The sequence below is a fragment of the Butyrivibrio sp. ob235 genome (assembly GCF_900109475.1).
Classification (GTDB): Bacteria; Bacillota; Clostridia; order Lachnospirales; family Lachnospiraceae; genus Butyrivibrio.
Genome location: NZ_FOBE01000001.1, coordinates 318,236 through 338,725, shown reverse-complemented (window position 1 = coordinate 338,725; position 20,490 = coordinate 318,236). Strand labels below are relative to the sequence as shown.

Below are 20,490 nucleotides of genomic sequence, written 5' to 3'. Positions count from 1 at the left end.
AAAAAAGATGTTATTTCATGAAGCGGAAGGATAATGAATGTATAAGATTTTAAAACAGGAAGGAATGGCTAAGAGAGCCAGCTTCGAAACAGTTCACGGCAAAATCGAAACGCCGGTTTTTATGAACGTTGCGACCGTTGCTGCCATTAAAGGAGCAGTATCCACAGAAGATCTTGAGCAGATTGATACACAGGTAGTTTTGTCCAACACCTATCATCTTCATCTGCGCCCGGGTGATGATGTTATCTATAAGATGGGTGGACTGCATAAATTTATGAGCTGCAATAAGCCTATCTTGACCGATTCAGGTGGATTTCAGGTTTTTTCTCTTTCTGAGAACAGAAGAATTAAGGAAGAGGGAGTATACTTCAGATCGCATATTGACGGACATAAACTTTTTATGGGACCGGAAGAGAGTATGAGGATACAGTCCCATATAGCTTCTACTATTGCGATGGCGTTTGATGAGTGTCCCTCAGCACGTGCTGATCATGACTATGTAAAGTTTTCCGTGGACAGAACCACCAGATGGCTTAAGCGTTGTCAGGATGAGATGAAAAGACTTAATTCTCTTCCGGATACAATAAATAAGGATCAGCTTTTGTTCGGAATAAATCAGGGTGCCATATTTGATGACCTCAGAATTGAACATGCTAAGAGAATCTCAGAGATGGAGCTTGATGGTTATGCTGTAGGTGGACTTGCGGTAGGTGAGACGCATGAGGAGATGTATCATGTTCTTGATATTGTAACAGATCATTTGCCTAAGAATAAGCCTACATATCTTATGGGAGTCGGTACCCCGGCCAATATCCTGGAGGCAGTTGACAGAGGAATTGATTTCTTTGACTGCGTTTATCCCAGTCGAAACGGAAGGCATGGACATCTTTACACAAAGAGAGGCCATATTAATCTTCTTAATGCACAATATGAATTGGATGACAGACCGATCGAAGAGGGATGTAATTGTCCTGCTTGCAGAAGATATTCAAGAAGCTATATAAGACATCTTCTTAAATCCGGCGAGATGCTGGGAATGAGATTGTGTGTCCTTCATAATCTGTATTTCTATAATCATCTTATGGAGGATATCAGAAGTGCCCTTGATGAGGGAAGATATAAAAAGTTTAAAGAAGAAACCCTTGATGCCATGAAGGAATTTGATAAGGATGAACCGGGTGAAAGATATGATATAGCAAAAGGTTGGAAAAAGGGTTAAAAAGTATACTTGTTTTAAAGTGCTATTAATTGTAAGATTATTCATATGCTTACAAAGCTAGTAAAAAGGATATTTGGAGGTTGATATGAGTTTTGTTAACACTATGGCTCTCGAAAGTACCGGTGCAGCAGGCGGAGCCGGCGGTATGTTGATCATACTTGTTTATGTTGCTATTTTTGCGGTTCTGTATTTTATTATGATCCGTCCTCAGAGAAAGGAACAGAAGCAGAAAGCACAGCTCCTTTCTCAGCTCGCTGTAGGAGACAGTGTTCGTACTACAGGAGGATTTATCGGAACTGTTATCGATATTGATGATGAGTCATCAACAGTTATCGTTGAGTTTGGTAACAACAAGAATTGCCGCATTCCCATGGTTAAAGATGCTATCGTAGAGGTTGAAAAGCCTGAGGATGCTGTAAAGGATAATTCAAAAGAAGAAAAATCCAAGTAAAAAGAAGACTTGTTTTTAAGTCTGCATTATAAAGTGGCAGCCGGCGGAACAATAATTTTTGCCGGCTATCATTATAATATGGGGAGAAATGATTATGAAAATGGGGATAACATGTATTCCTGGTGACGGAATCGGTCCGGAAATCGTAGCAGAAGCCAAGAAAGTGCTTAATAAAGTCGCTGAAGCTTATGGACATGAGTTTGTTTTCACGGATGTTCTGATGGGCGGAGCATCGATTGATGCATACGGATCACCACTTACAGATGAAACTATCGAAACTTGTAAACAGGCTGATGCTGTTCTCATGGGTTCAATCGGTGGAAATACTTCCACTTCACCCTGGTATAAGCTTGAGCCATCTCTCAGACCTGAAGCCGGACTTCTTAGGCTTCGTAAATCCTTGAATCTTTTTGCAAATTTAAGACCTGCTTTTTTGTATCCTGAGTTAAAGGATGCATGCCCTCTTAAATCAGAGACCTCTGAAAAAGGCTTTGATCTTTTAATAATGCGCGAACTTACGGGTGGTCTATATTTTGGTGACAGATACACAAAGGAAGTTGGCGGGGAGATGGTCGCAACCGATACTCTTGTTTACACTGAGAGCGAGATTAGAAGAATAGCTATTAAAGCCTTTGATGTTGCGATGCTGCGCTCTAAAAAGGTAATCAGTGTTGATAAGGCTAATGTTCTTGATTCCTCGAGGCTTTGGAGAAAGGTTGTCGAGGAGGTTGCGAAGGATTATCCGGAAGTGGAACTCTCACATATGCTTGTAGACAACTGTGCTATGCAGCTGGTTAAGGATCCTTCTCAATTTGATGTTGTACTTACAGAGAATATGTTTGGAGATATTCTTTCTGATGAAGCCAGCATGGTTACCGGATCCATAGGAATGCTACCCAGTGCTTCACTTAATGAGACTAGCTTTGGATTATATGAGCCAAGTCATGGAAGTGCACCTGATATTTCCGGAATGGATATTGCAAATCCTATTGCAACCATTCTTTCAGCTGCCATGATGCTTAGATATACATTTAAACTTGAGAAAGAAGCGGACAGCATCGAAAATGCTGTAAAAAAAGCTCTTGAAGAGGGCTATCGTACTTCTGATCTTATTCGCGCCGGCGAAAATATAAGTGAAGATAAAAAGTGCGGATGCAGGAAGATGGGAGATATAATTGCTTCGAGAATCAACTGAACCTGAAGATAAAACTTTATACGATTATCTGCCCCAGGAACCGATAGATATGGTTGTGGTTCTCTCTATAATAGCAATGGCTTTTTACTATATTTGGAGGGCCACTTATCTAACCCCCTGGTATGATGAGCTCTATACATATTACTATTTTATAAGCAGAGGGCCGGTATATTCCGCTATCCACTGGCCACTTCCCAACAATCATGTTGGATATTCTGTTCTGTCATCACTGCTCAATACATTTGGCAACTCATATATAGGGCTGAGGGGAATATCATTTCTTTGCGCTGTTTTTAATCCGTATCTTGTATACAGACTGAGCAGAAGGTTTTTGGAAGATTGCTATGCGTATGGCGCAATGCTTCTTTTCTTTTCCTGCATGCTGGTTAATGACCTGTCAATACAGGGGAGAGGGTATACTCTGGCCTGTACATGCTTTTTGATTACTCTGCGACAACTTACGATTATATGCAGATCGGAGGAATTTAAGCTTCCCGATTACATTGTCTTTGGTTTTGCATTAATACTTGGTTTATATACATTACCGAGTAGTATTTACTGGGTGATACCATCCTGCCTTGCTGCCGGAATATTTCTTCTGGTAAATGGATACAGGACTTATGATTATCGTGATTCTATATGGAAAACAAGATATTTTAAAAGGCTGAAAAACTGTATTATCACAGGTTTTATTTCAGCTGTAATAGTCTTTTGCCTGTACCTGATAATATGGCTTGCTGTCGGTTCAAATCTTCTGGTAAAGGATGAAGCGGGGCAATTCTTTGGGATGTCTCATACTAAGCTTATATTGTCACATCCTTTTGCCGCGGTGCGGGAAGGCCTTAATTATATGCTTTCTCAGCCTTATATTCAGAGTGTGAGCAGAACCGGATACTTCACCAGTTTTGCCAGCTGGACTAAATCCTTAAGCGGACTTATGTTTCCGGGATTCGGCATAGTGACTCTTTTGATTTCAATATGTGCATTGATAATACTGATTGCCGAGTGTGTCAGACATTTTGAAAACAGTAGAACCATATTTAATCTTTTGATGATTTTTAATATAATGGGCTATCCCATTATGCTGATCATTCAAGCTAAACTCCCTTATTACAGGGTGTTTTCCTATGTGGGTGTTCTTACTGCAATTGCATATGCATTTGTACTTGAACATCAGAGTACGATGATTAGATATTTTTTAAGAAAAAACGAGAATGCCGGGTCTCTTAGAGCTATGATTAAATGGGTGCCCGTTAAAGCTATGATAGTTTTCTGCGCGGTTCTTATGCTGAAACCGGAATATCACAGCCAGTATGGTATTCGTGAGACGAATTGTTATAATGCTTTGTATATAGCGCATCCGTCTCAAAAAAAGAATATATGTGTACTTGATTGTGACCAACAATACTTGCTTAAGTTTGGTTGGAATATTGAATGTGAAAATTCAGATGTTACAGACTGTGATTATATTCTTGTTGACAGAGATATGATGACAGAAGGGTATACTGGGGAGGATAGCTGGAAGTTTTATGCGAATTATGAATCCTTACCCTGGGACTATATAAATGCCAATTATTTTATTTTTTATGAAAATGAAGACTTTGTTCTTTACAAAAGATAGGAGGTTATTATGAACAGTGATCGCGTAATGGAAGGACTTCAACAGGCACCTCACAGAAGTCTGTTTAATGCACTTGGTTTTACTGCTGAGGAGAGGAAAAAGCCTCTTATCGGTATTGTCAGTTCTCAGAGTGATATTATTCCCGGACATATGGAACTTGATCGAATTGCTCAGGCTGTAAAGCTTGGCGTTGCGGAAGCCGGCGGAATGCCTGTTATTGTACCTGCAATAGCAGTATGTGACGGTATTGCAATGGGACATATCGGAATGAAATACTCACTTGTTACAAGAGATCTTGTTGCGGACAGCACCGAGTGCCTTGCAATGGCACACGCTTTTGATGGTATGGTAATGATACCCAACTGTGACAAGAACGTTCCCGGACTTCTTATGGCTGCTGCAAGAGTAAATATACCTACTATTTTCTGTTCCGGCGGACCGATGATGGCAGGAAGGGTCGGAGGAAAAAAGAGATCCTTAAGTTCCATGTTCGAGGCAGTCGGAACCTATTCTGCCGGTAATATGACAGAAGACGAGCTTTCTGAATTTGAAGAAAAGGTTTGCCCTACCTGCGGATCTTGTTCAGGTATGTACACCGCAAACTCCATGAACTGTCTTACCGAAGCAATCGGAATGGGTCTTCGCGGTAATGGAACAATTCCTGCTGTATACTCGGCACGTATCAGACTTGCTAAGAAGGCAGGCTACCAGATAATGGAACTTGTTAAAAACAATATCCGTCCAAGAGATATTATGACCAAGGAAGCCTTTGAAAATGCGCTTGCTATGGATATGGCTCTTGGATGCTCTACAAACACCATGCTTCATATTCCCGCAATTGCGCATGAAGCAGGAATTGATATTGATATGGAGATGGCAAACGAGATTTCGGATCGCACTCCCAATCTTTGTCATCTTGCACCTGCAGGTCCTACATATATGGAGGATCTTAATGAGGCAGGCGGTATTTATGCTGTTATGGCTGAGCTTAACAAGAAGAACCTTCTTCATACCGATCTTATTACCTGCACAGGAAAGACTGTAGGAGAAAATATTGCCAATGTCAGAAATCTCGATCCGGAGGTTATCAGACCTATCGAGAATCCCTATATGCCCAATGGTGGAATAGCAGTTCTTAAAGGAAATCTTGCGCCTGATACCGGTATCGTAAAGAGATCAGCAGTTGTTCCGGAGATGATGGCTCATGAAGGCCCTGCAAGAGTATTTGACTGCGAAGAAGATGCAATTGCTGCTATTCTTGGTGGCAAGATTGTAGCAGGAGATGTAGTTGTTATCAGATATGAAGGACCTAAGGGTGGCCCCGGTATGAGAGAGATGCTTAATCCTACATCCGCAATTGCAGGTATGGGACTTGGCTCTTCAGTTGCTCTTATAACAGACGGAAGATTCTCAGGAGCTAGCAGAGGCGCTTCCATTGGACATGTTTCACCGGAGGCAGCTGTCGGAGGACCTATAGCGCTTGTTCAGGAAGGCGATATTATTTCCATAGATATTAATAATAATAAGCTCGATGTTAAAGTATCCGATGAGGAACTTGCAAAGAGAAAGGCACAGTGGAAGCCGAGACAGCCCAAGGTAACAACAGGATATCTTTCACGCTATGAAAAGATGGTTACCAGTGGTAACAGAGGCGCTATCTTAGAAATAAAGTAAAAGGAGCATAAGTAGAATGCAGCTTACAGGAGCACAAATTGTCCTGGAATGCCTTAAGGAACAGGGAGTAGATACTGTTTTCGGCTATCCGGGCGGAACAATTCTTAATGTATATGATGAGCTTTACAAACAGCAGGATAAGATAAAACATATTCTGACTTCTCATGAGCAGGGAGCATCACATGCTGCCGACGGTTATGCAAGGGCAACGGGAAAAGTCGGTGTTTGTCTTGCAACCAGTGGCCCCGGTTCAACAAATCTTGTTACCGGTATTGCTACCGCTTACATGGATTCTGTTCCAATGGTTGCTATTACCTGTAATGTAAATCTTCCGCTGCTTGGAAAGGATACTTTCCAGGAGGTTGATATTGCCGGGATTACAATGCCCATAACAAAGCACGGATATATTGTAAAAGATGTTAAAAAGCTTGCAGAAACCATAAGAAAGGCTTTTGATATCGCAAGAAGCGGCAGACCCGGCCCTGTTATTGTGGACATTACAAAGGATGTAACTGCAAATAAATGCGATTATAAGCCTCAAAAACCTGTTCATAAAGAGAAACCTCTTAAATATACCGAAGATGATATTAAAACGGCTGTAAAGATGATTGAGCATGCCAAGAAGCCTTTTATATATGTGGGCGGCGGTGCGGTTATCTCCGGAGCTGATAAAGAGCTTCTTACTCTGGCTGAAAGGATTCAGGCACCGGTATGTGATACCCTTATGGGCAAAGGTGCTTTTAGCGGACATAACAGCCTTTATACGGGTATGATAGGTATGCATGGTACCAAAACCTCAAATTTTGGTGTGAGTGAATGTGATCTTCTTATTACACTGGGAGCAAGATTCTCTGACAGAGTAATCGGTAATGCAAAGACCTTCGCCAAAAAGGCTAAGATACTTCAGATTGATATTGATGCTGCAGAAATAAACAAGAACATCAGGACAGACTTCTCCATCGTTGGTGATTTAAAAGAGGTACTCAGTAAAATTAATGATAAGCTTACTCAGCAAAATCATGCTGAATGGATATCGCATATAAAAGAGTACGAAAAGCAGTTTCCTCTTCGCTATGATAAGAAGGGGCTTACATGTCCTTATGTTATAGAAACTATTGATAAACTTACTGATGGTGAAGCAATCGTTTCAACCGATGTAGGTCAGCACCAGATGTGGACTGCCCAATTTTACAAGTTTAAGCATCCGAGAACCTTCCTTACCTCAGGCGGCCTTGGAACTATGGGCTACGGACTGGGAGCGGCTATAGGTGCTAAGGTTGGAATGCCTGACAAGACTGTTGTTAATATAGCCGGTGACGGATGTTTTCGAATGAATATGAACGAACTTGCGACAGCAAGCAGATATGATATTCATGTAATAGAAATTGTTATAAACAATCAGGTTCTCGGTATGGTAAGACAATGGCAGAATCTGTATTACAATCAGCATTATTCAAATACTGTTCTTACAGATAAGGTTGATTACTGTAAGGTTGCAGAAGGTCTTGGGTGCATGGCTATAAGAGTAAAGAAGAAGGATGAAGTTGAAGCTGCTCTTAAAAAAGCTCTTGCAGCAAAGGGGCCTGTTCTCATCGATATAGCGGTTGACCCTGATGAGAAGGTATTTCCTATGGTTTCACCTGGCGGTTCTATCAGTGAAGCTTTTGATGAGAAAGACTTAGAGGATAAGGACAGAGCATAATTCTGTTCAGGGTAAGGTATGAAGAAGCGGGGAATCTTATATACATTATTGGCTTTTTCCGTGCTATCGCTGATAGCGGTCTATCTGATGCTTGGGTTCTACTATAATGACACCTATGCATATGGAACTTGGGTAAATAATATTTATTGTACCGGAAAAACAGCGGAAGAAGCCAATAACGATCTTATAAATAACTCATACTACAGCGGAATGATTTTATCTTCCGCTGAGGGTGAGAAATTCTTTATTGATGCAAATGCAATTGATTTCAAGGTTGATTATTACGATGAACTCAAAAAAATGCTGGATGACCAGAATCCTTTTGCGTGGGGAATCAATCTGTTAACTTCCAGAAGCAAAAAAATACCGGGAAATCCGACGTTTGATGAGAATAAACTTAGGGACTTATTGTCTACCTGGGCTATTTTTGATGTGGAAAGATCTGATTCTTACGAATTAAAAAGAAATGATGAAGGTTTCTATCTTGAAGTGTGTGATCAGAAGACACCTAATTTCGATAAGTTCTACGAAAGTGTAAAAGAGGGATTTTACAATAAAGTCTATGAATTGGATCTTAGTAGTAATAAAGAGTTGTACGATGTAAGAACAATAACCGAAAATGATAAAGAATTAAAGGCACTTTATGATAAGATCGAGAGCGTTCAGAATATTAAAGCTTCAATCAAAATCGGTGAAAATTTGATGAAGGCAGATTCATCCGATTTAGCGGACTGGATTGTTAAAATTGATGAACTTGAGGAGGCCCGGGAAGAAGATTTTGATGAGGAAAATCCCGGAAAAGGATTCTTCCTTGCCGGCGATAAGATGATTGAATTCCCGGATGAGGACTACAAGGTAGAAGAGGAATTCATAACCGATAAGGAAGGGAATCTTCTTCTTAGCTGCTCTAAAATCTATGATTTTGTTTGCGAGGGGCTAAGGAAATATGATACCAACAATTGTATAGAAAGATACCAAAAAGGCCAGAAAAGTACGATTTATGTAAGTGGTAACAAGAACGGAAAACTTTATGATGAAAAGCAGGAATTCGAGGATTTTGTAAACTCTGTTGAGGGCACGGGGCCTGCTGAAACCGAAATAACATTTCCGAACAAATCCTTTACAATAGATGCAAAAGAGCTCGGGGATGAATATATTCTTGTTGATATGGGCAATCAGATATTAAGATATTATAAGAACGGAAAACTAACCATTCAATATGATATAGTTACCGGTAATACTGCGCTGGGGCGTGGTACCCCGGTAGGGCTTTTTCATATATATAATAAAAGATATCATACAATTCTTCGTGGAGTGGATTATGCGTCCTACGTGAATTATTGGCTTGGAGTTAATAAAGGAATTGGAATTCATGATGCTACCTGGAGAAGCGAATTCGGCGGTGAGATATATAAACATTCAGGCTCACACGGATGTATCAATTCTCCTCTGGATCTCATGGAAAGGCTTTATGAGCTCGTAGATGTTGGTGTGCCGGTCCTTTTATATTATTGATAAAGAATTAAAGCTTATAATAATTCGCAAAGAAGCAGCGAAGATATTCCGCTTTCAAATAAGATCATTAACAAGCTTTTTACTTATTCATACCGATTTTTGTTTGGTATTACTGTCAACGATCCGCAATCTATTTTGAAAGTTTGTTTTTAAGAGATAAAAATGATGTCCGTGTGACATCATTTTTTATTTTAGAATCATTAAATAACATTAATTATTGAATATATAGTTGACAAAAAAATTTTTCTATATAGAATGATATTAACACTTTGAAAAAGTAAAGTGTAAAAGTGTGAAAAAAATTTTTGTATTTTTGGAAAAAACAGGAGGAAAGAAACAGTGTCACGAGTTTACAATTTTAGTGCAGGTCCGGCAGTACTTCCGGAAGAGGTTTTGAAGCAGGCAGCGGCAGAAATGCTTGATTATAACGGCTGCGGTATGTCTATCAATGAGATGAGCCACAGATCAAAAACGTTTGATCAGGTTATTCAGACAGCTGAACAGGATATCAGAGATCTTATGAATATTCCGGACAACTATAAGGTTTTATTCCTCCAGGGAGGTGCTAGCCAGCAGTTTGCAGCTGTTCCGATGAACCTTATGCAGAACAAAAAGGCGGCATATATTGTTACCGGTCAGTGGGCTAAGAAGGCCCTTGCTGAGGCTAAAAAGTACGGCGATGCTGTAGATGTTGCATCAAGTGCAGACAAGACTTTCTCATATATTCCGGATTGCTCTGATCTGGATATTCCAGAAGATGCAGATTATGTATATATCTGTGAAAATAACACAATTTACGGCACAAAGTTTAAGAAGCTTCCCAATACTAAGGGACATATCCTTGTTTCGGATGTATCTTCATGCTTCCTTTCTGAGCCTGTAAATGTAAATGATTACGGTGTTATCTATGGCGGTGTTCAGAAGAATGTAGGTCCTGCAGGTCTTGTAATTAGTATTATCAGAGAAGACCTCATCAGAGATGATGTTCCTGATTTCGTTCCTACGATGCTTAAGTGGAAGACACAGGCAGACAACGGCTCTCTTTACAATACTCCCAACTGCTGGGCAATTTATATGTGCGGACTGGTATTCAAGTGGCTTAAGTCTCAGGGCGGCCTTGTAGAGATGAAGAAGAGAAATGAGGAGAAGGCTGCAATTCTCTATGATTTCCTTGATAACAGCAAGATGTTCAAGGGTACTGTAAGACCTGAAGACAGATCACTTATGAATGTTCCTTTCGTTACAGATTCTGATGAGCTCAATGCAAAATTCATCGCAGAGGCTACAGCTAACGGCCTTGTAAGTCTTAAGGGACACAGAAGCGTAGGCGGAATGCGCGCAAGTATCTACAATGCTATGCCAAAGGAAGGCGTACAGAAGCTAGTAGACTTCATGGAAGCATTTGAGAAAAATAATGGTTGATCGGATCATAGATAAAGGAGAATAAAATGTTTAAATATAAGTGCCTTAATCCTATTGCAAAGGTTGGATTAAACAATTTCACAGATCAGTATGAAGTAGTAGATAATATCGATGATGCAGATGGCGTGCTTGTAAGAAGTGCCAATATGAACGAGATGGAGTTTTCCGAGAATCTCCTTGCTATCGCAAGAGCAGGTGCCGGAGTCAACAATATTCCCGTAGATCGCTGCGCTGAGGAAGGCATTGTTGTATTCAATACACCCGGAGCAAATGCTAACGGTGTAAAGGAAATGGTAATTGCAGCTATGCTCATCGCTTCCCGTGATATCATCGGTGGAGTTCAGTGGGTAAGTGCAAATGCGGGTGACCCTGAAATTGCAAAACTTACAGAGAAGACAAAGAAAAAGTTTGCAGGTACTGAGATTGCCGGTAAGAAGCTCGGAATTATAGGCCTCGGAGCTATTGGTGTAAGAGTGGCAAATGCTGCCAGAAATTTAGGTATGGATGTCTACGGTTATGATCCGTATCTTTCTGTTGATGCTGCATGGAGCCTTTCCTCTGATGTTAAGCATGTTACTAACGTCGATGATATTTATTCAAAGTGCGATATTATAACAATTCATGTTCCTGCACTTGAAAATACAAAAGGCATGGTTAACGCCGAAGCTATAGCTAAGATGAAGAAGGGTGTTATCCTTATCAACCTCGCAAGAGATATTCTTTGCAACGAGACAGATGTTCTTTCCGGAATCAATTCAGGAAAAATCAGAAAGTATGTTACTGACTTCCCGAATACTGTTACCGCAGGTCATGATGGCTGTATTGTTATTCCTCACCTTGGCGCTTCAACAGAGGAATCAGAGGATAACTGCGCAGTGAAAGCTGTTCTTCAGATGAAAGATTATCTTGAGAACGGTAACATTGTAAATTCAGTAAATATGCCTCGTTGTGAGCAGGGTATCTGCACAAGTCCCAGATTTGCAATCATTCATAAGAATGTTGCAGGTATGATCGGTAAATTTACACAGGTTCTTGGTAATGATGGATTCAATATTTCAAATATGACCAATAAATCCCGTGGTGATTACGCTTATACCATCATCGATGTAGAGAGCACTATTTCTGATGAAATTACTGATAAACTCAAGAATATCGAGGGCGTTATCAGAGTTCGTGTTGTCAGAAAAGATGTTTGAAACATAATCGAAAGGACCTTTATTTAAATGGCAGATATTAGAGCATTTGCGGCTTACAGACCAAGAGAAGATATAGCTGACAGGGTTGCGGCTCTTCCCTATGATGTGTACAACAGAGAAGAAGCAAGAGCAGAGGTTGTCAGGGAGCCCATGTCATTTCTTGCGATAGACAGACCTGAGACTCAGTTTCCCGAAGATTACGATATGTATTCTGAGGAAGTATACAGGAAGGCTCATGATATGCTGTGGGGGAAAATCGAGGACGGCACTTTTGTTCACGAGAGTAAACCATGCTATTACCTCTACGAGCAGACTATGAACGGAAGGGTTCAGACTGGGATTGTTGCCTGCAGCTCAGTAAGAGACTACGACAATAATATAATTAAAAAGCATGAGAATACTCTTGCAAAAAAGGAAGCCGACAGAATTCACCATGTGGATACCTGTGATGCTCAGACCGGACCAATCTTTTTGTGCTACAGGGAAAACGAAGCAATCAGAGGTGTTATTAACAGAGTAAAAACTGAAGATAAGCCTGTATATGATTTTGTTACAGTAGATGGAATAAAGAGCAGAGTTTTCATTGTGGATAAGGAAAATGAAATTGACACAATAAAATCTGCATTTGAGGGAATGGACAGCATATATATAGCTGATGGCCACCACAGATGTGCTTCTGCGGTTAAAGTCGCTAAAAAAAGAAGAGAAGCAGACCCGAATCCCACAGGCAATAAAGAATATGACTTCTTTTTATCCGTTCTTTTTCCTGACAGCGAGCTCATGATCATGGATTACAACAGGGTAATAAAAGATTTAAACGGCATGAGCGAAAATGAATTCCTTTCAAAAATATCGGAAAAATTTGATGTAAAGGAAGAGGCTGAAGCTGTTAAACCTTCAAGGAAATATGAAGTTGGCATGCTTCTTGGAGGAAAGTGGTACAGACTTTATGCTCATGATGAAATAAAGAGCTCTGATGCTGTTGACGGGCTGGATGTCAGTGTGCTTCAAAATCAGGTACTGACGCCTCTTCTTGATATCAGTGATCCTAAGAATGATCCAAGAATTGATTTTGTTGGTGGAATCAGAGGACTATCCGAGCTTGAGAAGAGATGCAAAAACGACTGCGTTCTTGCTTTTTCCATGTATCCTACAGATATTCATGAGTTGTTTGCTGTAGCAGATGCAGGACGCCTTATGCCGCCTAAATCAACCTGGTTTGAACCAAAGCTGCTTAGCGGTTTGTTTATACATGCGATATAAAACTTAAAAGTTGCTTAATTATATAGGTAATTCCTTGACTTTGATTTCATTAATGTTAAGATGATTTTGCCTGAATAATGCAATTTAAAAGAGGGCTGTATGTCAAAAAGACATACCGCTCTTTTTTTCTCATGATATAGTTGATTTGGAGGATGAAAAGTTGGATCTGGATCGTCAGAGAAAAGCGCCTGTTTATGAGGCACTTGAGAGATTTAGAAAGCAGAGAGTGGTACCCTTTGACGTGCCCGGACATAAGAGAGGTCGTGGAAACGCAGAACTCGTGCGTTTTCTTGGTGAGCAATGCGTGGGCATTGACGTTAATTCCATGAAGCCTCTCGATAATTTGTGCCATCCTGTTTCCGTAATAAAGGATGCGGAGGAACTTACTGCGGATGCATTTGGAGCCGAACATGCATTTTTGATGGTAAATGGAACCACAAGTGCTGTTCAGGCTATGGTTTTGTCTTCAGTTAAGCATGGTGAGAAGATCATTATGCCAAGAAATGTGCATAAGAGTGCCATAAATGCACTTATTTTGTGTGGCGCAGTTCCTGTATATATTGATCCCAAGGTTGATACCAAGCTTGGAATTCCGCTCGGCATGGAACTTGCAGATGTTGAGGCTGCAGTAAGGGATAATCCTGATGCGAAAGCGATTTTAATAAATAATCCTTCGTATTATGGTATTTGTTCTAATTTGCAGGCAATAGTTGACCTTGCGCATGCAAACGGGATGAAGGCCCTTGTGGATGAGGCTCACGGAACACATCTGTATTTTGGACCAAATCTCCCTCTGTGCGGCATGAAGGCAGGCGCGGATATGGCAGCAATAAGTATGCATAAATCCGGAGGAAGTCTTACGCAAAGTTCGATACTTCTCTGCGGAAAAAATGCTAATATAGGATATATAAGCAGAATTGTTAATCTGACACAGACTACCAGTGCAAGCTATCTTTTGATTGCAAGCCTTGATATTTCAAGAAGGAATCTGGCGCTTCATGGCCGGGACAGTTTCGAAAAAGTAACAGGAATGGCTAAGTATGCGAGGGAAGAGATAAACGAGATTCCGGGATATTATGCCTACGGACATGAGCTTATAAACGGTGGTAGCATTTATGACTTCGATGAGACTAAACTTGTTGTAAATACAAGAGGTGTGGGTCTTACCGGAATTGAAGTATACGATCTTCTTCGCGATGAGTATGATATCCAGATGGAATTTGGTGATTTATCAAACGTTATGGCGTACATTTCTATTGGAGACAGACTGCAGGATATTGAGAGACTGGCGGGAGCTCTGGCGGATATCAGAAGACTATACGCTAAGCCGGAACAGAGCTTTTTCTCGGCAGAGTATGTTACTCCTATTGTGAAGGCTACGCCGCAGGAAGCATTCTATGCTGAAAAGGAATCGCTTCCGATAAAAGAGACGGTTGGGCGGATTTCAGCAGAATCTGTTATGTGTTATCCTCCTGGAATTCCGATCATTTCACCCGGAGAGGTAGTGACAGAAGAGATACTTGATTATATTCAGACTGCGAAGGAAAAGGGATGCTCCATGCAGGGACCTGAGAGTGAGGATATTTCTGAGCTTCAGGTTTTAAAATAAGATATCTGATTATATTTGACAGGAGAAAAAAGATGCCGCAAATGGATTATTGGTTTAGTGACATGCATACGAAGAATGTAAAAATAAGCATTCGTCTTGCAAAACAATTATTTTCGGGATCGAGCGAGTTTCAGAGAATTGATGTGTTTGATTCACCGGAATTCGGAAAATTTCTTACTTCCGACGGTAATATTATTTTTTCCGAAAAGGATGAATTCACTTATGACGAGATGATCGTACATGTTCCTATGGCTGTTCATCCTAAGGTTCAGAGAGTTCTTGTACTTGGCGGAGGCGATGGCGGTGTTGCCAGAGAGCTGAGCCACTATAATGAAATAAAGGTTATTGATGTAGTTGAGCCTGATAACATGTTTGTTGAAGTATGCAAGCAGTATTTTCCCGATAATGCCTGCGGACTTGATGATGACAGAGTTCATATCTATTATCAGGACGGCCTTAAATATCTTCGAAAATGTGAGGATATGTATGACCTAATAATAAATGATGTTACGGAACCTTTGGGACATGAGGCCGGACTTTTTACAAAAGAGTTTTACGGTAGCTGCTACAAGGCTCTTCATGATGACGGAATAATGGTTTATCAGCATGGAAGTCCTTTCTATGATGAGGATGAGGAGAGCTGTAGAGCTATGCACAGAAAAGCCTACAGAGTTTTCCCTATAAACAGGGTCTATCAGGCGCACATTCCCACATGCCCTGCTGGCTACTGGCTTTTTGGATTTGCCAGCAAGAAATATCATCCGCTTAAGGATTTTAATCCTGACAGATGGGATGAAAGAAATATAAAAACATGGTACTACACAACGCATCTTCATAAGGGAGCCTTCATGCTTCCAAAGTATGTAGAGGATCTTTTGCAGGAAGAAGAGGCAATGTCAAGGTAAACTGCCATAAGGAGGAAAATATGAGTAGATTATTGGTTATTGGTTGCGGTGGCGTAGCTCAGGTAGCAATTCAGAAGTGCGCCCAGAACAGCAAGGTATTTACTGAAATGTGTATAGCATCAAGAACAGTAAGCAAATGTGATGCTCTGAAGGAAAAACTCGAGAAGGCAGGAACACCCGTAAAAATCACAACAGAAACTGTTAATGCAGACGATGTAGAGGATATTAAGAGGGTCATAAACAACTACAAGCCCGACGCTGTGCTTAATGTTGCCCTTCCTTATCAGGATCTCACGATAATGGATGCCTGCCTTGAATGTAAAGTAGATTATATCGATACGGCTAACTATGAGCCGGAAGATACCGATGATCCTGAGTGGAGAAAAATCTATGAAAAACGCTGCAAGGAGAAGGGCTTTACAGCTTATTTCGACTACAGTTGGCAGTGGGCTTATTTCGACAGATTTAAGGAAGCCGGTCTTACAGCTCTGCTTGGAACAGGCTTTGATCCCGGTGTAACTTCGGTCTTCACAGCTTATGCTAAAAAGCATTATTTTGATGAAATCCATTACATTGATATCATGGATTGCAATGGCGGTGACCACGGTTATGCATTTGCTACAAATTTTAATCCGGAGATAAATCTTCGAGAGGTTTCCGCAAACGGAAGCTATTGGGAGGATGGCCATTGGGTTGAGACAAAGCCCATGGAGATAAAAAGAGAATATGATTTCGCCCAGGTAGGTAAGAAAGATATGTATCTTCTTCACCACGAGGAGATTGAAGCACTCGGAAGAAATTTTCCTGAGGTAAAGAGAATCAGATTCTTCATGACCTTTGGACAGAGCTATCTCGACCATATGAGATGTCTTGAGGATGTTGGAATGCTTTCTACAAGTCCTGTTATGTTCGAGGGCAGAGAAATTGTTCCTATTCAATTTTTGAAAGCACTGCTTCCCGATCCTGCAAGTCTTGGCCCCAGAACAGTCGGAAAAACAAATATCGGCTGTATCTTCAGAGGTATCAAGGATGGAAAGGAACGCACAATTTATATTTATAATGTGTGTGATCATCAGGAGTGCTACAAGGAACTCGGAAGTCAGGCAATAAGTTATACAACCGGTGTACCTGCAATGATCGGAACAGCTCTCGTAGTTACCGGACAGTGGAAGAAACCAGGAGTATTTACTACAGACGAGTTTGATCCCGATCCGTACATGGAGATGCTTAACGAGTATGGTCTTCCTTGGGTGGTTGAGGAAAATCCCACACTTATCGACTGATAAATAAAAAAGAATATAAAAATAAAGAAAGAGGGGGCGGCTTCAGAATTGAAGTCGTCCCCTCAAGATTGTCTATAATTATGGTGTTTAACAAATTATTCTTTAAAAACTTTGTTTAATGCGCGAACAACATCGCTGGCCATGAAGGGCTTAACGACAAAATCTTTTGCTCCCTTTTTCAGGGCAAGGACAATCATTGGCTCCTGCTTTTGGTCTGAGCACATGATTACATTGGCCTTGGGGTCAAATTCCATTACCTCGGTAAGGGCATCTATTCCATTCATTACAGGCATATTAATGTCCAGAATTAAAAGATCGGGCTTTTTTTGCTTAAACTGGTCTACGGCCTGCTGTCCGGTTGTCGCTTCACCGACAATTTCATATTGTTCTTTGTCCAGTGCTGATTTCAACATTTCTCTCATGAAAGTTGTGTCATCTGCTATTAGGATTCTTTTACGCATATTAACCCCCGCATAAAAATGCTTTGCTAATTTGGATTTGATTTTTTAAAATATCTTACCCATAATTATTATGACAATTATTTTCAGCAATATCCAATAAAAAAGACTTACAATTCTATAAATAAAAAATAAAATCAATTAATCAGGAAAGAATGCATACTTATGGATGAACAATTTTCAAGAACAGAGCTTCTCATAGGTGAGAACAACGTTGAAAAACTGAAGGGCTCTCGTGTAGCGATATTTGGTGTCGGAGGTGTAGGAGGCTATGTCTGCGAGGCTCTTGTAAGGAGCGGAATCGGAGAATTTGACTTAATAGACAGTGATACCGTTGCTGCAAGCAATCTGAACCGCCAGATTATTGCACTTCATAGCACTGTAGACAAGTATAAGGTAGATGTTATGAAGGACAGGATGCTTGATATAAATCCCGATGTGAAGGTGAATGTTCATAAATGCTTTTATCTTCCCGAAAATGCAGGGGATTTCGATTTTAGCTCTTATGATTATGTTGTTGACGCGGTTGATACTGTTACTGCGAAAATTGACATTATTTTACGCGCAAAAGAGGTCGGAGTTCCTGTTATCAGTGCCATGGGAGCAGGAAATAAGCTTGATCCTTCTGCGTTTAAAGTAGCAGATATTTACAAAACAAAGGTTTGTCCTCTTTGCAAGGTGATGAGAAAAGAACTCAAAAAGAGAAACGTAAAGAACCTCAAGGTGGTATATTCCGAGGAAGAACCGCTAAAACCAGAGGTTAGAGAAACTGATATGGAAGATCTTAAGGCTTCGGGCTCTTCAAGAAGAAGTACACCTGGTAGCACTGCGTTTACACCTGCTGCCTGCGGACTTGTTATTGCGAGCGAGGTTGTGAAGGATATTATCTCAAAATAATTTTAAAGGATTAAGATAAATGAATAATTTAAAGACTCCTGTCTATGTGATAGATGAGAAGAAACTCAAAGAAAATTGCAAAATTCTAAGGGATGTACAGGATAAGTCCGGAGCAAAAATATTGCTTGCTCAAAAAGCTTTTTCTGCATATTCTACATATCCTCTTATAGCGGAATATCTCTCAGGGACAACATCTTCGGGACTTTTCGAAGCAAAGCTCGCAAATGAGGAGTTTTATACCAAAGCGCAGAAACAAAAAATAGCTGATGGATATACTAAAAAAGACGGCGATTTTCCTGAGATTCACGTCTTTGAACCGGCTTTTCATGATGATGAGATGGAAGAGATCTGCAGCTTCGCTGATCATATTGTATTTAATTCCTTAAATCAGCTTGAGCATCACAGAAAAACCTGGGAGAAAGCATGTAATGACAGAGGCTTATCTGCGGGACTACGCATCAACCCTGAGTTTTCTACTCAGGAAGATCATGAGATATATGATCCCTGTGCTCCGGGCTCAAGACTTGGAATCAGACTATGTGATTTGCCGTCAGAACTGCCAACCGGTGTGGAAGGCCTGCATTTTCATACATTATGTGAGCAGGGCTTTGAGCCTCTTAAAGATACCTTTGAGGAGTTTGAAAGCAAATTCGGAAAGTATCTAAGTCAAATAAAATGGCTCAATCTTGGAGGCGGTCATCATATCACCAGAGATGACTATAACAGAGAGGGACTGGTAAAACTCCTCAAATACATAAAGGATACTTACAAAATTGATGTATATCTGGAACCGGGTGAAGCCATTGCATTGAATGCAGGATACCTTGTTACCACAGTTATGGACATTGTAGAAACAGAAAAACTTCCGGTGCTAATCCTTGATACATCCGCTGCTTGTCATATGCCTGATGTCCTTGAGATGCCCTATAGACCACCGCTTAGAGATAGTGGAGAAATCGGGGATAAATCTTTCGGGTATCGGCTTTCGTCACGAACCTGCCTCGCCGGTGATGTTATCGGGGATTACAGCTTTGATCATGAAATGAAAATCGGTGACCGTCTTACTTTTGAAGATATGGCTATTTACAGTATGGTTAAGAACAATACCTTCAACGGTATGCCACTGCCAGATATAGCCATACTCCATGAGGATGGAAGCACCGAGGTTGTAAAACATTTTGGATATGACGATTTTAAGATGCGCCTGTAAAATGTACAGTTTGTAAATTGTAAGAAGTAATACCTCAAGATTCCTAAGTCTTGGGGTATTATTATAAATGATATTGTGTTATTATTCTTACAGTTAATTTTTCGGAGGTAGAATGATATGAAAAATGTTACAGCGTTGGAACATCCGCTCATCGAGCATAAACTTTCAATTTTAAGAGATAAGCATACAGGAACAAAGCTTTTCAGAGAGCTTGTAAGTGAGATAGGAGCTTACCTTATTTATGAGGCTATGCGCGACGTTCCGCTTGAGGAGACTGTAGTTGAAACACCTATAAAGACTATAAAAATGGGCAGACTAAACGAAGATAATTATGCATTTGCCCCTATTATGAGAGCCGGAATGGGAATGCTTGACGGTGTCCTTAAGGTTATCCCTAATGCGAAAATTGCTCATGTCGGTATGTATAGAGATGAGACAACCTTTGAGCCTGTAAACTATTTCTTTAAAGCTCCGGAGGATATCGGAGACAGAGAAGTTATTATTCTTGATCCCATGCTTGCAACAGGTGGCTCCGCATGTGATGCCATTGAGCTTTTCAAGGAAAAAGGTGTTAAGAAGATGAGATTTATATGTCTGATCGCTGCTCCCGAAGGACTTGAGAAGGTTACATCAAAGCATCCGGACGTTCCGATCATCTGTGCACATATTGATGACCAGCTTAATGATAACAAATATATTGTACCCGGCCTTGGCGATGCCGGAGACAGAATTTTCGGTACAAAATAATTCATTAAATATGATCGTGTGTCAAAGAATATATACTTTGCACACGGTCTATTTTTTTATATAATTTTCTAATAAAAGCATTTTTAACCGTTCTATTTACGAAACAATAAAGCAAATTGTTTA

17 protein-coding genes are annotated in these 20,490 nt (G+C 40.5%); 16 read left to right on the top strand and 1 reads right to left on the bottom strand.

Translation table 11 applies throughout. The annotated features are described in order from the left end of the window. Nucleotides 1–37: 37 nt before the first annotated feature. From tgt to BMW61_RS01385, 13 genes are all read left to right on the top strand, one after another. A complete protein-coding gene (gene tgt / locus BMW61_RS01445; protein ID WP_091819479.1) occupies nt 38–1,219 on the top strand; it encodes a tRNA guanosine(34) transglycosylase Tgt in 1,182 nt (393 codons plus the stop codon). A gap of 85 nt (nt 1,220–1,304) precedes the next feature. Further along, entirely contained in the window at nt 1,305–1,670 is a 366-nt protein-coding gene (gene yajC / locus BMW61_RS01440) for a preprotein translocase subunit YajC (protein WP_026497470.1), read from the top strand. Between the two features lie 94 nt (nt 1,671–1,764). Continuing rightward, nucleotides 1,765–2,865: a 3-isopropylmalate dehydrogenase gene (gene leuB / locus BMW61_RS01435; RefSeq protein ID WP_091819478.1), complete on the top strand. Its 1,101-nt coding sequence runs from the start codon at nt 1,765–1,767 to the stop codon at nt 2,863–2,865. Beyond that, a complete protein-coding gene (locus BMW61_RS01430; protein WP_091819477.1) occupies nt 2,846–4,486 on the top strand; it encodes a glycosyltransferase family 39 protein in 1,641 nt (546 codons plus the stop codon). The genes leuB and BMW61_RS01430 overlap by 20 nt, the downstream gene beginning before the upstream one ends. 9 nt (nt 4,487–4,495) lie before the next feature. Further along, entirely contained in the window at nt 4,496–6,160 is a 1,665-nt protein-coding gene (gene ilvD / locus BMW61_RS01425; RefSeq protein ID WP_022760034.1) for a dihydroxy-acid dehydratase, read from the top strand. A 16-nt stretch (nt 6,161–6,176) separates the two neighbouring features. Next, nucleotides 6,177–7,862 (top strand): biosynthetic-type acetolactate synthase large subunit, encoded by a 1,686-nt coding sequence (gene ilvB, locus BMW61_RS01420; RefSeq protein ID WP_026497473.1) that lies wholly within the window; start codon nt 6,177–6,179, stop codon nt 7,860–7,862. A gap of 18 nt (nt 7,863–7,880) precedes the next feature. Beyond that, a complete protein-coding gene (locus BMW61_RS01415) occupies nt 7,881–9,377 on the top strand; it encodes a L,D-transpeptidase (RefSeq protein WP_091819476.1) in 1,497 nt (498 codons plus the stop codon). Between the two features lie 339 nt (nt 9,378–9,716). Continuing rightward, nucleotides 9,717–10,799: a 3-phosphoserine/phosphohydroxythreonine transaminase gene (gene serC / locus BMW61_RS01410; RefSeq protein WP_091819475.1), complete on the top strand. Its 1,083-nt coding sequence runs from the start codon at nt 9,717–9,719 to the stop codon at nt 10,797–10,799. A gap of 26 nt (nt 10,800–10,825) precedes the next feature. Next, a complete protein-coding gene (locus BMW61_RS01405; RefSeq protein ID WP_022760029.1) occupies nt 10,826–11,995 on the top strand; it encodes a phosphoglycerate dehydrogenase in 1,170 nt (389 codons plus the stop codon). 27 nt (nt 11,996–12,022) lie between these two features. Next, nucleotides 12,023–13,258, top strand: coding sequence for a DUF1015 domain-containing protein (locus BMW61_RS01400; protein WP_091819474.1), 1,236 nt, complete (start codon nt 12,023–12,025; stop codon nt 13,256–13,258). A 160-nt stretch (nt 13,259–13,418) separates the two neighbouring features. Next, complete coding sequence (locus BMW61_RS01395) at nt 13,419–14,867, top strand: aminotransferase class I/II-fold pyridoxal phosphate-dependent enzyme (RefSeq protein ID WP_022760027.1); 1,449 nt, start codon at nt 13,419–13,421, stop codon at nt 14,865–14,867. 41 nt (nt 14,868–14,908) lie between these two features. After that, entirely contained in the window at nt 14,909–15,772 is an 864-nt protein-coding gene (gene speE, locus BMW61_RS01390) for a polyamine aminopropyltransferase (protein WP_091819634.1), read from the top strand. 20 nt (nt 15,773–15,792) lie between these two features. Next, the gene (locus tag BMW61_RS01385) at nt 15,793–17,055 is read left to right on the top strand and encodes a saccharopine dehydrogenase family protein (protein WP_026497478.1); all 1,263 of its coding nucleotides are present in this window, start codon (nt 15,793–15,795) and stop codon (nt 17,053–17,055) included. A gap of 95 nt (nt 17,056–17,150) precedes the next feature. On the opposite strand, the gene BMW61_RS01380 is transcribed toward BMW61_RS01385, so the two are convergent. Continuing rightward, the gene (locus BMW61_RS01380; protein WP_022760024.1) at nt 17,151–17,516 is read right to left on the bottom strand and encodes a response regulator; all 366 of its coding nucleotides are present in this window, start codon (nt 17,514–17,516) and stop codon (nt 17,151–17,153) included. A gap of 162 nt (nt 17,517–17,678) precedes the next feature. Here BMW61_RS01380 and BMW61_RS01375 point away from each other — a divergent pair, with 162 nt between their 5' ends. The 3 genes from BMW61_RS01375 to upp all read left to right on the top strand — a co-directional run bounded on the left by BMW61_RS01375 (nt 17,679) and on the right by upp (nt 20,367). Beyond that, nucleotides 17,679–18,410 carry a tRNA threonylcarbamoyladenosine dehydratase gene (locus tag BMW61_RS01375; RefSeq protein WP_022760023.1) on the top strand — a complete coding sequence of 244 codons (732 nt, stop codon included), beginning with the start codon at nt 17,679–17,681 and terminating at the stop codon, nt 18,408–18,410. 19 nt (nt 18,411–18,429) lie between these two features. Next, on the top strand, nt 18,430–19,620 hold the full coding sequence (gene nspC / locus BMW61_RS01370) for a carboxynorspermidine decarboxylase (protein ID WP_091819473.1): 1,191 nt from the start codon (nt 18,430–18,432) through the stop codon (nt 19,618–19,620). 117 nt (nt 19,621–19,737) lie between these two features. Beyond that, nucleotides 19,738–20,367 carry a uracil phosphoribosyltransferase gene (gene upp, locus BMW61_RS01365; protein ID WP_091819472.1) on the top strand — a complete coding sequence of 210 codons (630 nt, stop codon included), beginning with the start codon at nt 19,738–19,740 and terminating at the stop codon, nt 20,365–20,367. Nucleotides 20,368–20,490 lie beyond the last annotated feature (123 nt).

Coding starts and splice junctions, on each gene's coding strand:
- upp (WP_091819472.1), top strand. CDS start 19,738: ATGAAAAATGTTACAGCGTTGGAACATCCGCTCATCGAGCATAAACTT.
- BMW61_RS01405 (WP_022760029.1), top strand. CDS start 10,826: ATGTTTAAATATAAGTGCCTTAATCCTATTGCAAAGGTTGGATTAAAC.
- nspC (WP_091819473.1), top strand. CDS start 18,430: ATGAATAATTTAAAGACTCCTGTCTATGTGATAGATGAGAAGAAACTC.
- BMW61_RS01415 (WP_091819476.1), top strand. CDS start 7,881: ATGAAGAAGCGGGGAATCTTATATACATTATTGGCTTTTTCCGTGCTA.
- yajC (WP_026497470.1), top strand. CDS start 1,305: ATGAGTTTTGTTAACACTATGGCTCTCGAAAGTACCGGTGCAGCAGGC.
- ilvD (WP_022760034.1), top strand. CDS start 4,496: ATGAACAGTGATCGCGTAATGGAAGGACTTCAACAGGCACCTCACAGA.
- BMW61_RS01380 (WP_022760024.1), bottom strand. CDS start 17,516: ATGCGTAAAAGAATCCTAATAGCAGATGACACAACTTTCATGAGAGAA.
- leuB (WP_091819478.1), top strand. CDS start 1,765: ATGAAAATGGGGATAACATGTATTCCTGGTGACGGAATCGGTCCGGAA.
- speE (WP_091819634.1), top strand. CDS start 14,909: ATGGATTATTGGTTTAGTGACATGCATACGAAGAATGTAAAAATAAGC.
- tgt (WP_091819479.1), top strand. CDS start 38: ATGTATAAGATTTTAAAACAGGAAGGAATGGCTAAGAGAGCCAGCTTC.
- BMW61_RS01385 (WP_026497478.1), top strand. CDS start 15,793: ATGAGTAGATTATTGGTTATTGGTTGCGGTGGCGTAGCTCAGGTAGCA.
- BMW61_RS01400 (WP_091819474.1), top strand. CDS start 12,023: ATGGCAGATATTAGAGCATTTGCGGCTTACAGACCAAGAGAAGATATA.
- BMW61_RS01375 (WP_022760023.1), top strand. CDS start 17,679: ATGGATGAACAATTTTCAAGAACAGAGCTTCTCATAGGTGAGAACAAC.
- ilvB (WP_026497473.1), top strand. CDS start 6,177: ATGCAGCTTACAGGAGCACAAATTGTCCTGGAATGCCTTAAGGAACAG.